At 61.4% G+C, this 14,727-nt stretch carries 14 protein-coding genes and 1 pseudogene; 13 read left to right on the top strand and 2 right to left on the bottom strand.

Features of this window, described 5'->3' with window-relative positions:
• Window positions 1-88: 88 nt before the first annotated feature.
• The 8 genes and pseudogenes from KGA96_RS29795 to KGA96_RS01850 all read left to right on the top strand — a co-directional run.
• Window positions 89-205: pseudogene (locus tag KGA96_RS29795) on the top strand (sensor histidine kinase); the annotation flags it as partial.
• Entirely contained in the window at window positions 202-948 is a 747-nt protein-coding gene (locus KGA96_RS01880) for a LytR/AlgR family response regulator transcription factor (protein ID WP_008048635.1), read from the top strand. The pseudogene KGA96_RS29795 and the gene KGA96_RS01880, both read left to right, overlap by 4 nt.
• A 138-nt stretch (window positions 949-1,086) precedes the next feature.
• A complete protein-coding gene (gene hemC, locus KGA96_RS01875) occupies window positions 1,087-2,028 on the top strand; it encodes a hydroxymethylbilane synthase (protein ID WP_046039013.1) in 942 nt (313 codons plus the stop codon).
• A complete protein-coding gene (locus tag KGA96_RS01870) occupies window positions 2,025-2,792 on the top strand; it encodes a uroporphyrinogen-III synthase (RefSeq protein ID WP_046039014.1) in 768 nt (255 codons plus the stop codon). The genes hemC and KGA96_RS01870 overlap by 4 nt, the downstream gene beginning before the upstream one ends.
• Window positions 2,793-2,808: 16 nt before the next feature.
• Window positions 2,809-3,972 carry a uroporphyrinogen-III C-methyltransferase gene (locus KGA96_RS01865; RefSeq protein ID WP_046039015.1) on the top strand — a complete coding sequence of 388 codons (1,164 nt, stop codon included), beginning with the start codon at window positions 2,809-2,811 and terminating at the stop codon, window positions 3,970-3,972.
• Complete coding sequence (locus KGA96_RS01860) at window positions 3,969-5,207, top strand: heme biosynthesis HemY N-terminal domain-containing protein (RefSeq protein WP_223511448.1); 1,239 nt, start codon at window positions 3,969-3,971, stop codon at window positions 5,205-5,207. Before KGA96_RS01865 ends, KGA96_RS01860 begins: the two co-directional genes overlap by 4 nt.
• Before the next feature lie 263 nt (window positions 5,208-5,470).
• Window positions 5,471-6,022, top strand: coding sequence for a disulfide bond formation protein B (locus KGA96_RS01855; RefSeq protein WP_046039017.1), 552 nt, complete (start codon window positions 5,471-5,473; stop codon window positions 6,020-6,022).
• 177 nt (window positions 6,023-6,199) lie between these two features.
• Window positions 6,200-6,658, top strand: coding sequence for an Rsd/AlgQ family anti-sigma factor (locus tag KGA96_RS01850; RefSeq protein WP_046039019.1), 459 nt, complete (start codon window positions 6,200-6,202; stop codon window positions 6,656-6,658).
• Between the two features lie 60 nt (window positions 6,659-6,718).
• On the opposite strand, the gene KGA96_RS01845 is transcribed toward KGA96_RS01850, so the two are convergent.
• A complete protein-coding gene (locus KGA96_RS01845) occupies window positions 6,719-7,384 on the bottom strand; it encodes an FKBP-type peptidyl-prolyl cis-trans isomerase (RefSeq protein ID WP_046039020.1) in 666 nt (221 codons plus the stop codon).
• Between the two features lie 192 nt (window positions 7,385-7,576).
• Between KGA96_RS01845 and KGA96_RS01840 the strand changes: the two genes are divergently transcribed.
• Complete coding sequence (locus KGA96_RS01840) at window positions 7,577-8,749, top strand: AlgP family protein (protein WP_223511446.1); 1,173 nt, start codon at window positions 7,577-7,579, stop codon at window positions 8,747-8,749.
• On the opposite strand, the gene KGA96_RS01835 is transcribed toward KGA96_RS01840, so the two are convergent.
• Window positions 8,746-9,210 (bottom strand): TIGR02444 family protein, encoded by a 465-nt coding sequence (locus KGA96_RS01835; protein WP_223511431.1) that lies wholly within the window; start codon window positions 9,208-9,210, stop codon window positions 8,746-8,748. The two genes, KGA96_RS01840 and KGA96_RS01835, sit on opposite strands and share 4 nt — an antisense overlap.
• A gap of 50 nt (window positions 9,211-9,260) precedes the next feature.
• Between KGA96_RS01835 and KGA96_RS01830 the strand changes: the two genes are divergently transcribed.
• The 4 genes from KGA96_RS01830 to KGA96_RS01815 all read left to right on the top strand — a co-directional run bounded on the left by KGA96_RS01830 (window position 9,261) and on the right by KGA96_RS01815 (window position 14,667).
• Window positions 9,261-11,171, top strand: a complete 1,911-nt coding sequence (locus KGA96_RS01830) for an ATP-binding cassette domain-containing protein (protein ID WP_223511429.1) — start codon at window positions 9,261-9,263, stop codon at window positions 11,169-11,171.
• Window positions 11,171-11,752 (top strand): mechanosensitive ion channel family protein, encoded by a 582-nt coding sequence (locus KGA96_RS01825; protein WP_046039025.1) that lies wholly within the window; start codon window positions 11,171-11,173, stop codon window positions 11,750-11,752. Before KGA96_RS01830 ends, KGA96_RS01825 begins: the two co-directional genes overlap by 1 nt.
• 222 nt (window positions 11,753-11,974) lie before the next feature.
• Window positions 11,975-12,607, top strand: coding sequence for a homoserine/homoserine lactone efflux protein (rhtB, locus tag KGA96_RS01820; protein WP_007998964.1), 633 nt, complete (start codon window positions 11,975-11,977; stop codon window positions 12,605-12,607).
• 161 nt (window positions 12,608-12,768) lie between these two features.
• Window positions 12,769-14,667 carry a cytochrome c/FTR1 family iron permease gene (locus KGA96_RS01815; RefSeq protein WP_223511421.1) on the top strand — a complete coding sequence of 633 codons (1,899 nt, stop codon included), beginning with the start codon at window positions 12,769-12,771 and terminating at the stop codon, window positions 14,665-14,667.
• Window positions 14,668-14,727 lie beyond the last annotated feature (60 nt).

Raw genomic sequence — 14,727 nt, 5'->3', positions numbered from 1 at the left:
ATTGCGTATCAGCAAACCCTGTGGCGATGCGTCGCCAACGCGGGCCTGGGCCGCCAATCGCCCGGCAGATGAAAATTTAGCCGCCGGACCAACGGCACTTTTTGGCGCTCGCGCTAGTCTTAGCGTGGATCGCGGTGACGGATGTCACTTCACCTGTCTACGCTATCCTTGTGCGAGACTCACGCAGGAATCCAGCGCAATATGAATGTCCTGATCGTTGATGACGAACCCTTGGCCCGCGAGCGCCTGAGCCGAATGGTTGGCGAACTCGAGGGATACAGTGTCCTGGAGCCTAGTGCCACGAATGGCGAAGAGGCGTTGGCACTGATCGACAGCCACAAACCGGATATCGTGCTGCTCGATATCCGCATGCCCGGCCTGGATGGCCTGCAAGTGGCTGCTCGGTTGTGTGAACGCGAAACTCCGCCCGCCGTGGTGTTCTGCGCCGGGCCCGATGAATTTGCCGTGGAAGCCTTACAGGCCAGCGCCGTAGGCTATCTGGTGAAACCTGTGAGAACTGAACAATTACATGACGCATTAAAGAGAGCCGAGCGCCCCAATCGTGCCCAGCTCGCCGCCCTGACCCGCCCTGCTGCCGAAAGCGGCAACGGCCCGCGCAGCCATATCAGCGCCCGAACCCGTAAAGGGATCGAGCTGATTCCGCTGGATCAGGTGGTGTATTTCATTGCCGACCACAAATACGTGACCTTGCGCCACGAAAGCGGCGAAGTGCTGCTCGATGAGCCGCTCAAGGCCCTCGAAGACGAGTTCGGTGACCGTTTCGTGCGTATCCATCGCAATGCGCTGGTCGCCCGCGAGCGTATCGAGCGATTGCAACGCACACCCCTGGGGCATTTTCAGCTGTTCCTCAAAGGCCTCAATGGTGATGCGCTGATCGTCAGCCGGCGTCATGTGGCTGGGGTACGCAAAATGATGCAACAGCTTTAAACGGCTGTTCGCAGGCCAGTTTTACACCCGATTGCCGGACATCCGGGGCCAGGGAGGCCGAGTAGTATCTGATACAAGTCAAAGTGGATTTGGCTGAGCTGTTATTATCCGCCGTATCTATTCAGTACGGATTGATCCATGTCCTCTCGCCAGATCCGCATCGCCACCCGCAAAAGCGCTCTCGCCCTTTGGCAGGCCGAATACGTCAAAGCCCGTCTTGAAGCGGCTCATCCCGGCCTGCTGGTGACCCTCGTCCCTATGGTCAGTCGTGGTGACAAGCTGCTTGACTCGCCGCTGTCGAAAATCGGCGGCAAGGGCCTGTTCGTCAAGGAACTCGAAACCGCGCTGCTGGACAATGAAGCCGACATTGCCGTGCACTCCATGAAGGACGTGCCGATGGACTTCCCCGAAGGCCTCGGTCTGTTCTGCATCTGCGAGCGGGAAGACCCGCGCGATGCCTTCGTTTCCAACACTTACACCAGCCTGGATGAGTTGCCCCAGGGCAGCATCGTCGGCACCTCCAGCCTGCGCCGCCAGGCTCAATTGCTGACCCGTCGCCCGGACCTGCAAATCCGCTTCCTGCGCGGCAACGTCAACACTCGCCTGGCCAAGCTCGATGCCGGCGAATACGACGCCATCATCCTCGCCGCTGCCGGCCTGATCCGCCTGGGATTCGAAGATCGCATCACCTCGGCCATCAGCGTCGACGACAGCCTTCCGGCCGGTGGCCAGGGTGCGGTGGGTATCGAATGCCGCAGCGCCGACAGTGAAATCCATTCGCTGCTGACACCCTTGCATCACCAGGACACCGCCACCCGCGTGACCGCCGAACGGGCCCTCAACAAGCACCTCAATGGCGGCTGCCAGGTGCCGATTGCGTGCTACGCCGTGCTGGAAGGCGAGCAGGTCTGGTTGCGCGGATTGGTGGGCGATCCGGCTGGTGGCCTGCTGCTCAGCGCACAAGCCCGCGCCCCTCGCGACGATGCCGAGGCGCTGGGTGTGCGAGTCGCCGAAGACCTGCTCAGCCAGGGTGCCGATGCCATCCTCAAAGCGGTCTATGGCGAGGCTGGTCACGAGTGATCGGCTGGCGCTTGCTGCTGACGCGTCCCGCCGAAGAAGCGGAGGCGCTGAGCAGCCTTTTGGCCGAGCAGGGGATATTCAGTAACAGTCTGCCGCTTTTGGACATCATGCCCATTGCGGCCACTGACACAATGCGCCAGGCGATTCAGGCCCTGGATCAGTTCTGCGCCGTCATCGTGGTCAGCAAGCCGGCCGCCCGGATCGGCGTCGAACTGCTCGAGCGATATTGGCCAACACCGCCTGGTGTGAAGTGGTTCAGCGTCGGCGCGGCGACTGCGCAGATCCTCGAGGATCACGGGCTGGACGTGAGCTTCCCGGCAGAAGGCGATGACAGTGAAGCCTTGCTCGAACTTTCCCGATTGCGCGAGGCTATTGCACGACCCGATGCGCGCGTGCTGATCCTGCGCGGGGAGGGCGGGCGCGAGTTGCTGGCTGAGCGTTTGCGTGAGCTTGGTGCTAGTGTCGAGTATCTGGAGTTGTACCGCCGGGGATTGCCGATTTACCCGCCAACACTGCTGCCGCAACGGATCCAGGCGGAACGCCTGAACGGGCTGGTGGTCAGCAGTGGACAAGGTTTTGAGCACCTGCATCAACTGGCCGGCGATGCCTGGCCGCAGTTGGCGCGGTTGCCGTTGTTCGTACCGAGCCCCAGGGTTGCCGAAATGGCGCGTGCCGCCGGGGCCAAAACAGTTGTGGATTGTCGTGGCGCCAATGCCGCGGCCTTGCTGACGGCGTTACGGGAGCATCCCGTACCCGTTTTCTGATGCAAAGGATGGATACGTGAGCGAAACAGCCTTGCCTAAAGATGACTCGCGACCGGTGCTTGATGCACCTGTTGATGCTCCTGTTGATGAAATGCTGCCGCCGCCACCTGCTGCCGAGCAGCGTCGAGGCAATGGTCTGGCAATCATCGCGCTGCTGTTGGGTGCGGCCGGTGTAGCGGTGGGCGGTTGGGGTGTCTGGCAGGTGCGTCACCTGCAGGCCAATAATCAGCAGCAACTGAGCCAGGTGCAGGCGCTGAATGACCAGGCACAAAGCCTCAAGCTCAATGAGGAACGCCTGAGCGCACGCCTGGCACAATTGCCTCCCGCCGATGAACTGGAAGCGCGCAGCCGTCTGGTTGTTCAGCTGCAAGGTGATCAGCAGCGGTTGAACCAACGGCTGGAAACCGTTCTCGGTGCCAGTCGCAAGGACTGGCGTCTGGCCGAGGCCGAGCACCTGCTGCGTCTGGCCAGCTTGCGACTATCCGCCTTGCAGGACATCAGCAGTGCCCAGGCACTGGTCCAGGGTGCCGACGAGATATTGCGTGAGCAAAACGACCCGGGCTCTTTTGCTGCTCGCGAGCAGGTGGCCAAGACCCTGATCGCCTTGCGCAGCACCGAACAGCCGGATCGCACCGGGCTGTTCCTGCGTCTGGGCGCGCTGCGCGATCAAGTGACCAGCCTCACCGAGCTGGCACCGGAGTACAAGGACCGTGGCGATTCGTTGCTGGGCCTGACCTCCGATGGCGACGGTGCCAGTCGCTGGGCGCAATGGTGGGATCAGATTTCGCGCTACATCCGTATCGATTTCAATGCCGACAAAAACGTTCGCCCATTGCTGGCCGGCCAGAGTCTGAGTCAGGTCCGCCTGGCCCTGAGCCTGGCGCTGGAGCAGGCGCAGTGGGCCGCACTCAATGGCCAGGCGGCGGTTTACTCCCAGGTGCTGGACGAAGCGCGGGACATCCTCAAGGGCAACTTCAACCCGGACAACGCGCAAAGCAAAGTCATGCTTGAGCAGGTCGCCGAGTTGAGCGGGCAACCTGTCACCGTCGTCACGCCGGATATGACCGGCACCCTGAGCGCGGTGCAGGGGTATCTGGAGCGGCGCAACGTCAACGCCGAGGAATCGGTCAAGCCACTGACCAGGCCTGCCGCGAACGCCGCGCCGGAGGCCACGCCATGAGACGCCTCTATGTGATCGTGTTCCTCGTGATCGCCGCTGCCGCTGCGCTGGGGCTGGCGATTGCCGAACACTCCGGCTATGTGCTGATTGCCTACAAGACCTTCCGTTATGAGTCGAGCCTGTGGGCTACCTTGGCGCTGGTGGCTGTGCTCTGGCTGCTGATCTGGGGCATCAAGTCACTGGTCGAACTGGTGATGGCTTCCAGTGGCGTGGTCAATCCATGGTCACGACGTAACCGCAGCCGTCGGGTACAGGTGGCGATCGAACACGGTCAGCTGGACTTGGCCGAGGGTCGCTGGGCCAGCGCGCAACGGCACTTGCATCGGGCTGCCGAAGCCGAGCGCCAGCCGCTGCTTTACTACCTCGGCGCTGCCCGTGCCGCGAACGAACTCGGCAATTACGAAGAAAGCGACAACTTGCTGGAGCGCGCCCTGGAGCGTCAGCCTCAGGCCGAGTTGGCGATCGCCTTGAGTCACGCCCAGTTGCAGACAGATCGCGGTGATACCGACGGTGCCCTCGCCACCCTGCAAGCCATGCGTGAACGCCATCCTCATAACGCTCAGACCCTGCGTCAGTTGCAGCGCCTGCTTCAGCAGCGTGGTGACTGGTCGGCAGTGATTCGCCTGCTGCCGGAGCTGCGCAAGGACAAAATCCTGCCGGCGACTGAGCTCGCCGAACTGGAGCGTCGGGCCTGGGGGGCGAACCTGTCCCTGGCGGCGCAACGGGAAGAAGACGGAACGGTAGGGAAGCAATCGCTGGAACGTGCCTGGCAACAACTGACTTCGGCACAGCGTCAGGAGCCGCAACTGGTGCTCGCGTATGCCGAACAACTGCGGCAATTGGGGGCTCAGGTCGAGGCCGAAGAAGTGCTGCGCACTGCGCTCAAGCGCAGCTACGACAGTCATCTGGCACGACTCTACGGACTGGTTCGCGGCAATGATCCGGCCCGCCAGCTGCAGGCCGCCGAAGGCTGGCTCAAGGACCATCCGGCTGATCCGGGCCTGCTGCTGACACTGGGTCGTCTATGCCTGCAAAACAGTTTGTGGGGCAAGGCCCGGGACTATCTGGAAAGCAGCCTGCGTATACAGCGCAATCCGGAAGCCTGTGCCGAGCTGGCACGCTTGCTGGCGCAAATGGGCGATGCCGAGCGCAGCAACCAGCTGTTTCAGGAAGGCCTGGGGTTGTTGGATGAACGCTTGCTCGCGGCCCCTCTGCCAGTGCCAGTCCGCGCTTGAACCATTCGCTGGCGCCGGGCTCCGGCGCCTGAGCGATGACCTGCGGCGAGGGAGCTATCGCCCTCGCCGTAGTGCAATGACGGGTTGAAATTCAGTCGCGAAATTTCGTCGCAGGCAAAGTCCTACAGAGGACTACATTTTATCCTCTCACCTGCGTCGGGATTTCCCTACTCCTGCGCTGAAGTCTCTGTGGGCACTTGCCTTGAAAGGCTGTCGCGCTTTCCTCTACCGTAATGGTCTGTCACTACTTTTACGGAAAAGCCATGTCTTTGGCCTGCTCACGCTCCTTGTTTTTCATGGCTTTCATTGCGGGTGCCCTGGCGATGGGCGTTTCCTACTACCTGGAATATGCAGTCGGCCTGCGACCTTGTGGCTTGTGTCTTGTGCAGCGGGTTTGCCTGGCGCTCCTGACCGGCATCTGCCTGATGGCTTCGGTCCATGGCCCCGGTCGCATCGGTAACGTTCTGTATTGGCTGCTCAGTCTTTGTTGCAGCCTGGCCGGCACCGTCACGGCGTGGCGACAGGTCTTGCTGCAAAGCCTTCCGACGGAGCAGGTAGCGGCATGCTCAACGCATCTTGCTGACCTGCTGGCCAATTCGCCGTGGCTATCGGTCGTACAGCAGATGTTCAAGGGCGCTGCCGATTGCGTGGAAATTTCCTGGACGCTGTTCGATCTGAGTCTCACCGAGTGGAGCTTGCTGTTCTTCGTCGCGATGATGATTCTGGCCGTTTACCAGTCGCTGCGACTGGTCTGGACCAGCTATCAGCGACCGCTCAGCGGCGAGTCGTCGCACCGGGCCTTTGCAGGCGATTAAACACTTGTATGAACTTTATCGCCTGCGTACCTTGAAGCCAGTGTCGTGCGGGCATAATCTGGCCCGCACGTGTCATTGGAATTATGTTGCTCGATGACGCTCTGCCTGACCGCCCACCGACGTTACAAGAGGCGAGCGGGCATAGAGCAGCTGACCCACAAGGGAAGAGAGATCACCATGCTCGAAAGTTGTCAGAATGCTCAGGAACGCTGGGGCGGAGTGCACCTGCTGATCGATCGCTGGTTGCAGGAACGACACGAACTGATCGGGGCCTATGACGCTCTCGGCGCAAAGCCTGAGGTGCTGGGTGAGAACCGCAAGCCCTTGCAGGAATTCTGCGGCGTGCTGGTCGATTATGTATCGGCCGGACACTTCGAGATCTACGAGCAGCTGACGGGGGAGGCCAAGGCTTTCAACGACCAGCGTGGCCTGGAGCTCGCCGAGACGATCTACCCGCGTATCGACGTCATCACCGAAAAGCTGCTCGCCTTCAATGATCTGTGTGACGCAGGAAAGTGTGTCGCCGAAGAGTTCAAGACACTCGGCGGACTGTTGCATGAGCGCTTTGAACTGGAAGACTGTCTGATCGAAGTGCTGCACACCGCCCACAAGGAAACTGATTCGGTTCAGGCCTGAAGCTCTTTCTGCAAGATCCCGAAACGGCGTGCCAAGGCACGCCGTTTTTCGTTTGCGTCGTCAGCTGGTGGCGCCGCGCAATTCGACTTCGAACACCAGTGGAGTGAACGGAGCAATCACGTCACCGGCACCGTCTGCGCCATAGGCTTGAGCCGATGGAATCACCAGTCGCCATTTCGCCCCGACCGGCATGTTTTGCAACGCGCTGCGCCATCCGGCGATCACGCTGTCGAGACTGAACCATTGTGGCTGACTGTTCTGATCGAACACCGTTCCGTCGGGCAAGCGACCGATGTACAGCACCTGCACTTTGCCGTTCGGTCCGGCCTTGGCGCCAGTGCCTGGCGTCAACTCGGTCAGCAACACGCCATCAGCCAGTTCGCGCACACCCGGCCTGGCTTTTTCCGTGGCGAGAAAACGCTGTTCTTTTTCCAGTGCCATTTCGCTTTGCGGCTCGGCTGACTGCATGGCGATCCGGGCTTCATGCTCGTTCAGTATCTGCTGGATCTGCTCGTCCTTCAGCGCCAGTGGTTTGCCCTGATAGGCCTGCTGCAATCCTTCGACCAGTGCCTGGAGCTGCAGATCGGGAGCCTCCTGGCGCAGGCGTTCGCCAAGGCTTGCACCCAGGCTGTAAGCGAGATCGTGGGCTTCATTTTCCTGCGTTTTTTCGGCGGCCTGGGCCACCGAAAAAAACACGCACAGCGATAAAAAAAGGTAGCGCGACATGAGCTCTCTCCGACCTGAATTGCGGGCGATTATGCCAGCGAGAATGTGCGCAACGGTGAACTGCTTTTGCGTCGAGGCAGAAGTTTTTCAATCCTTTGCAACGTAGCGCTTTCGATAGTGTCAACATGCCCTAGCGGCGGTTGCAGCAGAGGTCTAGTATGAGCCGCACTCACTTCAGCCAGGAGGTAAACCATGTCGGCCACCAAGAAGCCAGTAAACACTCCGTTGCACTTGCTCCAACAACTATCGAGCAGCCTGCTCGAGCATCTGGAAACCGCTTGTTCCGAAGCCTTGGCTGATGCTGAAAAGTTGCTCGCCAAACTGGAAAAGCAGCGCGGAAAAGCGCAAGAAAAACTGCACAAGTCCCGCACCAAATTGCAGGACGCTGCGGCGGCCGGAAAAGCCAAGGCGCAAGCCAAGGCCAAGGGCGCAGTGGCCGATCTTGAGGAGCTGCTCGATGCCCTCAAGGATCGTCAATCGGAAACCCGCGGCTATATCCTGCAACTCAAGCGCGATGCTCAGGAAAGCCTGAAACTGGCCCAGGGCGTCGGTCGTGTACAAGAGGCTGTCGGCAAGGTGTTGTCCTTGCGTGCGGCCAAACCTGCTGCGGCACCTGCGAAGAAAGCCGCTGCCAAACCGGCTGCTGCAAAAGCACCGGCCAAGCCTGCTGCTGCCGCCAAACCAGCCGCTGCCAAACCAGTCGCTAAAACTGCCGCAGCCAAACCTGCTGCCAAACCGGCTGCGAGAAAACCGGCTGCTGCCAGCGCTGCAAAACCTGCGGCTAAAACCACGGCTGCCAAACCAGCCGCCGCACGACCTGCCGCTGCAAGAGCCGCTGCTGCCAAACCAGCCGTGGCTAAAACCGCCGCCGCGAAACCGGCTGCAAAACCAGCTGCAAAACCAGCTGCAAAACCGGCCGCTAAACCAGTTGCCCGCACCGCTGCCGCGAAACCTGCTGCCAAGCCGGCTGCAAAACCCGTCGCTGCAAAACCGGCAACCAAACCTGCAGCTAAAGCAGCAGCCAAGCCAGCGGCAAAACCTGCTGTAAAAGCGGCTGCCAAACCTGCTGCTAAACCAGCCGCAAAACCAGCTGCAGCGAAACCAGCCGTTGCCGCCAAACCAGCCGCTACCAAGCCAGTTGCCGCTAAACCGGCTGCTGCGAAACCCGCTGCAAAACCAGCAGCCAAACCTGCAGTGAAAAAGCCGGTTGCCGCCAAGCCAGCCACCGCTCCGGTTGCCAAGCCAGTCGCTCCGGCTGCGCCCGCAGCACCTGCTCCGGCAGCAACTACTACCTCGACAGCCGCGCCAGCGCCAACGCCTGCCGCAACTTCGAGTGTTGTAACCACCCCAGCCAGCGCTTCCTAAGTGCCGGTTACCGCGACGCGCAGCTGATGCAGCGCGTCGCGGTGCAGGTGGGCGGCCTCAGCCGCCGCACCTTCCAGCCAGGCCGATAGATCGGTCTCGGCATTTTGCGGCCAACTCTGCGCCGCTCTCTCCAGCCGCAACAACAGATGCCGTTCGGCTTCCAGCTCCAGTGCCTTCACTTGTTCACGCAGGGTATGCAATTCAGCGTCTTCCTTGGCCGCGGCTTTCCACTGTATGCGCAAGGCGCGTAACGGCCGCACGACATCGGTGTCCCAGGCGAAAGCCACGCTGCGCAATTGCTGCAAGCGCTGCTCATCGCAGGCCACGCCTCGTTGTCCCAACCACGCACCACACAGCAACAGGCACACATTGACCCCCGCCGATTGCAATTGCAGGCAGGCCTGCTCAACACCCGGACGGGCGTAAGTGGTCAGGGAAAAGCTCCACAGGTCAGAGGACATAGTGCTACTCGCGCCAGTTGCGAGCGAAGCTGGTAGACTCCGCCGCCATTATGATTCGACTTCAGAACCTGACTTTACAGCGTGGCCCGCAACGTCTGCTAGAAGACGCCGAGCTGACGCTGCACGCCGGCCAGAAAGCCGGCCTCATCGGTGCCAACGGCGCCGGCAAATCGAGCCTGTTCGCCTTGCTTCGGGGTGAGCTGCACCCGGACTCGGGTGATTGCTTCCTGCCGGCCGACTGGCGTATCGCCCACATGCGCCAGGAGGTCGACACCCTCGAGCGCCTGGCGGTCGACTACGTGCTCGATGGCGACCTGCGCCTGCGCCAGGTGCAACGCGACCTGGCGGTAGCCGAAGCGGCCCATGACGGTGCCGCTCAGGCCCGCCTGCACTCGGAACTCGACAGCGCCGACGGTTACACCGCCGACGCCCGGGCGCGCAAGTTGCTGGCCGGACTTGGGTTCACCAACGAGCAGATGGATCGCCAGGTCGGGGATTTCTCCGGTGGCTGGCGGATGCGCCTGAACCTGGCGCAGGCCCTGATGTGCCCATCGGACCTGCTGCTGCTCGACGAACCGACCAACCACCTCGATCTCGACGCCATCATCTGGCTCGAAGAGTGGCTCAAGAGTTATCCCGGCACCTTGATGCTGATTTCCCACGACCGGGATTTCCTCGATGCCGTGGTCGACCACATAGCCCACGTCGATCAGCGCAAGATCACCCTGTACCGCGGTGGCTACAGCGCCTTCGAGCGCGCCCGTGCCGAACGCCTGGCCCAGCAACAGCAGGCGTACGAGAAGCAGCAGGTGCAACGTGCGCACATGGAAAGCTACATCGCCCGCTTCAAGGCCCAGGCCACCAAGGCCCGTCAGGCCCAGAGCCGGATCAAGGCCCTGGAGCGGATGGAAGAGTTGACCGCTGCCCACGTCGACTCGCCGTTCGATTTCGTTTTCCGTGAATCACAGAAAATTTCCAGTCCGCTGATCGACCTGTCCGATGCCCGCTTGGGTTACGGCGACAAAGCCGTGCTGGAGAAGGTCAAGCTGCAACTGACCCCGGGTGCGCGAATCGGTCTGCTCGGCCCGAACGGCGCCGGTAAATCGACCCTGATCAAGAACCTTGCCGGTGAGCTGTCGCCATTGGCCGGCCGCTTGACCCGTGGCGAGAACACCGTGGTCGGTTACTTCGCCCAGCATCAACTCGATTCTCTGGACTCCAAGGCCAGCCCGTTGCTGCACGTGCAGCGCCTGGCGCCGACCGAGCGCGAACAGACCCTGCGCGACTTCCTCGGTGGTTTCGACTTCCGTGGCGCGCGAATCGACGAGCCGGTACTGAATTTCTCCGGTGGCGAGAAAGCGCGCCTGGCGTTGGCTTTGATCGCCTGGGATCGACCGAACCTGTTGCTGCTCGACGAACCGACCAACCACCTGGACCTGGAAATGCGCCTGGCGCTGACCATGGCCCTACAGGAATTCAGTGGTGCGGTACTGGTGGTCTCTCACGATCGCCACTTGCTCAAAAGCACCACCGACAACTTCTATCTGGTGGCGGACGGCAAAGTCGAAGAGTTCGACGGCGACCTGGAGGACTACACCCGCTGGCTGGTGGAGTATCGCCAGCGCAACGCCCCGGTCAGCAACACGCCGGTCAACCCGGACAAGACCGACAAGAAAGCCCAGCGTCAGGCTGCTGCTGCGTTGCGCCAGCAACTGGCACCGCACAAGCGCGAAGCTGACAAACTTGAAGCCGAGCTCGGCAAGCTCCACGAAAAGCTGGCGAAGATCGATGCCAGCCTAGGCGACAGCGACATCTACGAGCCGGCGCGCAAGAGCGAATTGCGTGATCTGCTGGCCGAACAGGCCAAGCTGAAGGTGCGTGAGGCGGAGCTGGAGGAAGCGTGGATGGAAGCCCTGGAATTGCTGGAAGGCATGCAGGCGGAGCTGGAGGCACTGTCCTGATGGACGCCTTCAAGCTGCCGTTGCCGGCGGTGTGGGTCGAGCCGATCTGGCTTGGCGTGCAAATCCTGCTGATCCTGCTCGCCGGCTACTTCACCCAGCGATTCGTCGCCAAAGGCCTGACCCGCCTCGGTGAGCGTTACCCGTTTCCGCCGCAGTTGCTGATGCCGCTACGGGGCGGATTGCGCTGGCTGATCATGGGCAGCGCGCTGATTTTCGTCCTGGAGCGACTCGGTGTATCGGCCACGGTGCTCTGGACCGCGTTGTCCGGTTTCGTCGCAGTCGCGGCGGTGGCGTTTTTCGCCATGTGGAGCGTGCTCTCGAACCTGCTGTGCGCGATCCTGATCTTTACCGTCGGCCCGTTCCGCATCGGTGACGTGGTCGAGTTGGTGGATACCACCGACAAGCCCGGCGTCAAAGGCCGAGTGGTAGCGATCAATCTTCTTTACACCACGCTGATCGAGGCCGAAGAACTCGGCACTGGCAGCGCCATGGTGCAGGTGCCCAACAGTTTGTTCTTCCAGCGCTCGGTGCGACGCTGGCGCGGGACGGATGTGTTTCCTTCCAGTGGGTTTGAAAAGTAAGCCTTCAGCTGACTGATACACCGCCATCGCGAGCAAGCTCGCTCCCACAGTGTCTTGTGTAGCACCCGGATATTGCGTCCGCAGCAGATCCCTGTGGGAGCGAGCTTGCTCGCGATGGGGGTCTCAAGTCGGCCGTCGCCATGTCCTACAAAAAATCGGTAGTCATCCAATCAAAGCCGCATTAGCTTAGACGTCTGTCACGAGTCTGAGTCGAGGTGTGCAATGGAGCTTCAAACATGGCTGGCGTTTTTTGCCGCCTGCTGGGTGATCAGCCTGTCCCCCGGTGCCGGCGCCATTGCGTCGATGTCCAGCGGCCTGCAATACGGTTTCTGGCGCGGCTACTGGAACGCCCTGGGCCTGCAACTGGGCCTGGCTTTACAGATCGCCATCGTCGGTGCCGGTGTCGGCGCCATTCTTACTGCGTCGGCCACAGCCTTCTACGCCATCAAATGGTTTGGCGTGGCGTACCTGGTTTACCTCGCGATCAAGCAATGGCGCGCGCTGCCCAGCGATATGAGCGATGACGCGGCAGTGCGCCAGATCGGGAAGCCGATGGCCCTGGTGTTCCGTGGTTTTCTGGTGAATATCAGCAACCCCAAGGCGCTGGTGTTCATGCTGGCGGTGCTGCCGCAGTTCATCGACCCCCATGCTCCGCTGCTGATTCAGTATCTGGTGATCGGCGTGACCATGGTCTGCGTCGACCTGATCGTGATGGCCGGGTATACCGGTCTGGCGTCTAAAGTGCTGCGTCTGTTGCGCACACCGAAACAGCAAAAACGCATGAACCGCACCTTTGCCGGGCTGTTCATCGGGGCGGCGGCGTTCATGGCGACGTTGCGCAGGGCTGCTGTGTAAAACGGCGACTTACAAAAAAGGCGACCCTGGAGGTCGCCTTTTTCATTTGGGGGAGCAATTCCAGAATCCAATGCAATTACGAAGAAGTATCAACAAAGCTTGAGCGAAACCCGTCAGGCGTTAACAATATGTAACTTCGCATTTCCAATTGAGATTCATTCATGATTCCCCCCTCCCGTTTCCTGGCGTGGCTGTTGCTGCCGCTGTTGGCTGCGTGCAGTTTTCAGCTACTGGCCGCTCCCGCCGAAGGTGCGCCGCAGGCGCTGCACTTGCTCGATTACATCGGCGCGGATTACCCGGACACGGTGCAGGCGGGCAGCATCACGGACCAGGCCGGATTTCGCGCGCAGCAAGACTCGGTCAAGACACTGGGAAGTCTGATTGCAGCCATGCCGGTCAAGCCGGAAAAAGCCGCGCTGGAGCAAAGCCTGGCCGCACTGGGAAATTCCATCGGCGCCCGTCAGGAGGGGACCGAGGTCACTCGCCTGGCCCGGCAACTGGGCGCGAAGCTGGCCGTGGCCTATGAAGTCAGCCAGGCTCCGGTCATTACGCCGGACTCGGCGCGTGGCGCGCCGCTGTACGCTCAGCATTGCTCGGTCTGCCACGGCGATACAGGGGCCGGCGACGGCCCGGCAGGTGTCGGCATGACGCCTCCGCCATCCAATCTGCGTGATACCACACGACTGGATCGACTGAGCCTCTACGCGATCTACAGCATCCTGGGCCTGGGGGTCGAAGGGACTGACATGCCGGCTTTTGCCGATCAACTGGATGATCGTCAGCGCTGGGACCTGGCCACCTATATCGCCAGCTTCAGTGTCGACCCGGCGACGGCCAAGGCTGAAAAGACCTACAACATCGCCGACCTCGCTCGTCAGACCCCGACCGAAGTACAGGCCGCCGAAGGCCCGCAAGCCGCCGCGACCTTCCGTGCCCAGCGGGCGCAACCGCCCCAGGTCAAGCGTGGCCCGGCGCAACTGCTCGACTACACCGCGGCCACTCTGGACAAGAGCATCGCGGCGTATCGTGCCGGTGAGCATGATCAGGCTTATGACTTATCGGTAGCGGCGTATCTGGAAGGCTTCGAGCTGGTTGAGAGCTCGCTGGATAACATTGACGCCAACGTGCGCAAAGACACTGAAAAATCCCTGATGGCCTACCGTCAATCGTTGCAGGACGGCCTGCCGGTGAGCGAGGTCGAGCAGCGTCTGGACGTGACCAAGGGTAAGTTGAAGGCATCGGCCGGCCTGTTGGGCAACGAGGGTTTGAGCTGGTCGCTGAGTTACATTTCCGGCCTGCTGATTTTGCTGCGCGAAGGTCTGGAAGCGATTCTGGTGCTGGCGGCGATCCTTGCTTTCCTGCGTAACACAGGCCAACAAACGGCAGTGCGCAGCGTTAACGTCGGCTGGGGCCTGGCGTTTGTGGCGGGGCTGGGCACCTGGGCGCTGGCAGCCTATGTGATTGATGTCAGCGGTTCGCAGCGCGAGTTGCTGGAAGGCGCGACAGCGTTGTTTGCCAGCGTCATGGTGCTGTGGCTGGGCGTGTGGATGCACGATCGTCGTCACGCGGCGGCCTGGCAGGATTACATCAAGAGCAGCCTGGTGGGCGGCGGCGGGCGTTTCGGTTTTGCGACCCTGGCGTTCTTCTCGGTGTATCGCGAACTGTTCGAAGTGATCCTGTTCTACGAAACCCTGTGGTTGCAGGCAGGCCCCGCAGGGCACAACGCGGTGCTGGCTGGTGGGGCCACGGCGCTGGTGCTGCTGGTCGGCCTGGCCTGGGTGATTTTGCGCGGTTCGGCGAAGTTGCCGCTGGCGCTGTTCTTCAGCATCAACGCCGGTCTTTTGTGCGCCTTGTCGGTGGTGTTTGCCGGGCATGGCGTGAAAGCGCTGCAGGAAGCCGGGATTTTCGGCACGCGGCCGGTGCCGTTCTTTGACTTTGAATGGCTGGGGATCCATGCCGATGCGTATTCGTTGAGCGCCCAGGCTGTGGCGATCATTGCGATTGTCGTGTTGTACGGTCGTAGCCGGGTGGTTGAGAGGCAGCGGGTGCAGGTTTCTTAAACGGCATTCGCTGCGCTCACTTTCGCGGGCAAGCCACGCTCCCACAGGTTTAGCGTTAAC

It is taken from the genome of Pseudomonas sp. GL-R-26 (genome assembly GCF_019947365.1).
Classification (GTDB): domain Bacteria; phylum Pseudomonadota; class Gammaproteobacteria; order Pseudomonadales; family Pseudomonadaceae; genus Aquipseudomonas.
This window is presented reverse-complemented; position numbering and strand designations above follow the sequence as displayed.

Bases quoted from the DNA above. Each gene is read 5' to 3' on its own strand.
- KGA96_RS01880 (WP_008048635.1), top strand. From the start codon at position 202: ATGAATGTCCTGATCGTTGATGACGAACCCTTGGCCCGCGAGCGCCTG.
- hemC (WP_046039013.1), top strand. From the start codon at position 1,087: ATGTCCTCTCGCCAGATCCGCATCGCCACCCGCAAAAGCGCTCTCGCC.
- KGA96_RS01860 (WP_223511448.1), top strand. From the start codon at position 3,969: ATGAGACGCCTCTATGTGATCGTGTTCCTCGTGATCGCCGCTGCCGCT.
- KGA96_RS01855 (WP_046039017.1), top strand. From the start codon at position 5,471: ATGTCTTTGGCCTGCTCACGCTCCTTGTTTTTCATGGCTTTCATTGCG.
- KGA96_RS01850 (WP_046039019.1), top strand. From the start codon at position 6,200: ATGCTCGAAAGTTGTCAGAATGCTCAGGAACGCTGGGGCGGAGTGCAC.
- KGA96_RS01845 (WP_046039020.1), bottom strand. From the start codon at position 7,384: ATGTCGCGCTACCTTTTTTTATCGCTGTGCGTGTTTTTTTCGGTGGCC.
- KGA96_RS01840 (WP_223511446.1), top strand. From the start codon at position 7,577: ATGTCGGCCACCAAGAAGCCAGTAAACACTCCGTTGCACTTGCTCCAA.
- KGA96_RS01835 (WP_223511431.1), bottom strand. From the start codon at position 9,210: ATGTCCTCTGACCTGTGGAGCTTTTCCCTGACCACTTACGCCCGTCCG.
- KGA96_RS01830 (WP_223511429.1), top strand. From the start codon at position 9,261: ATGATTCGACTTCAGAACCTGACTTTACAGCGTGGCCCGCAACGTCTG.
- KGA96_RS01825 (WP_046039025.1), top strand. From the start codon at position 11,171: ATGGACGCCTTCAAGCTGCCGTTGCCGGCGGTGTGGGTCGAGCCGATC.
- rhtB (WP_007998964.1), top strand. From the start codon at position 11,975: ATGGAGCTTCAAACATGGCTGGCGTTTTTTGCCGCCTGCTGGGTGATC.
- KGA96_RS01815 (WP_223511421.1), top strand. From the start codon at position 12,769: ATGATTCCCCCCTCCCGTTTCCTGGCGTGGCTGTTGCTGCCGCTGTTG.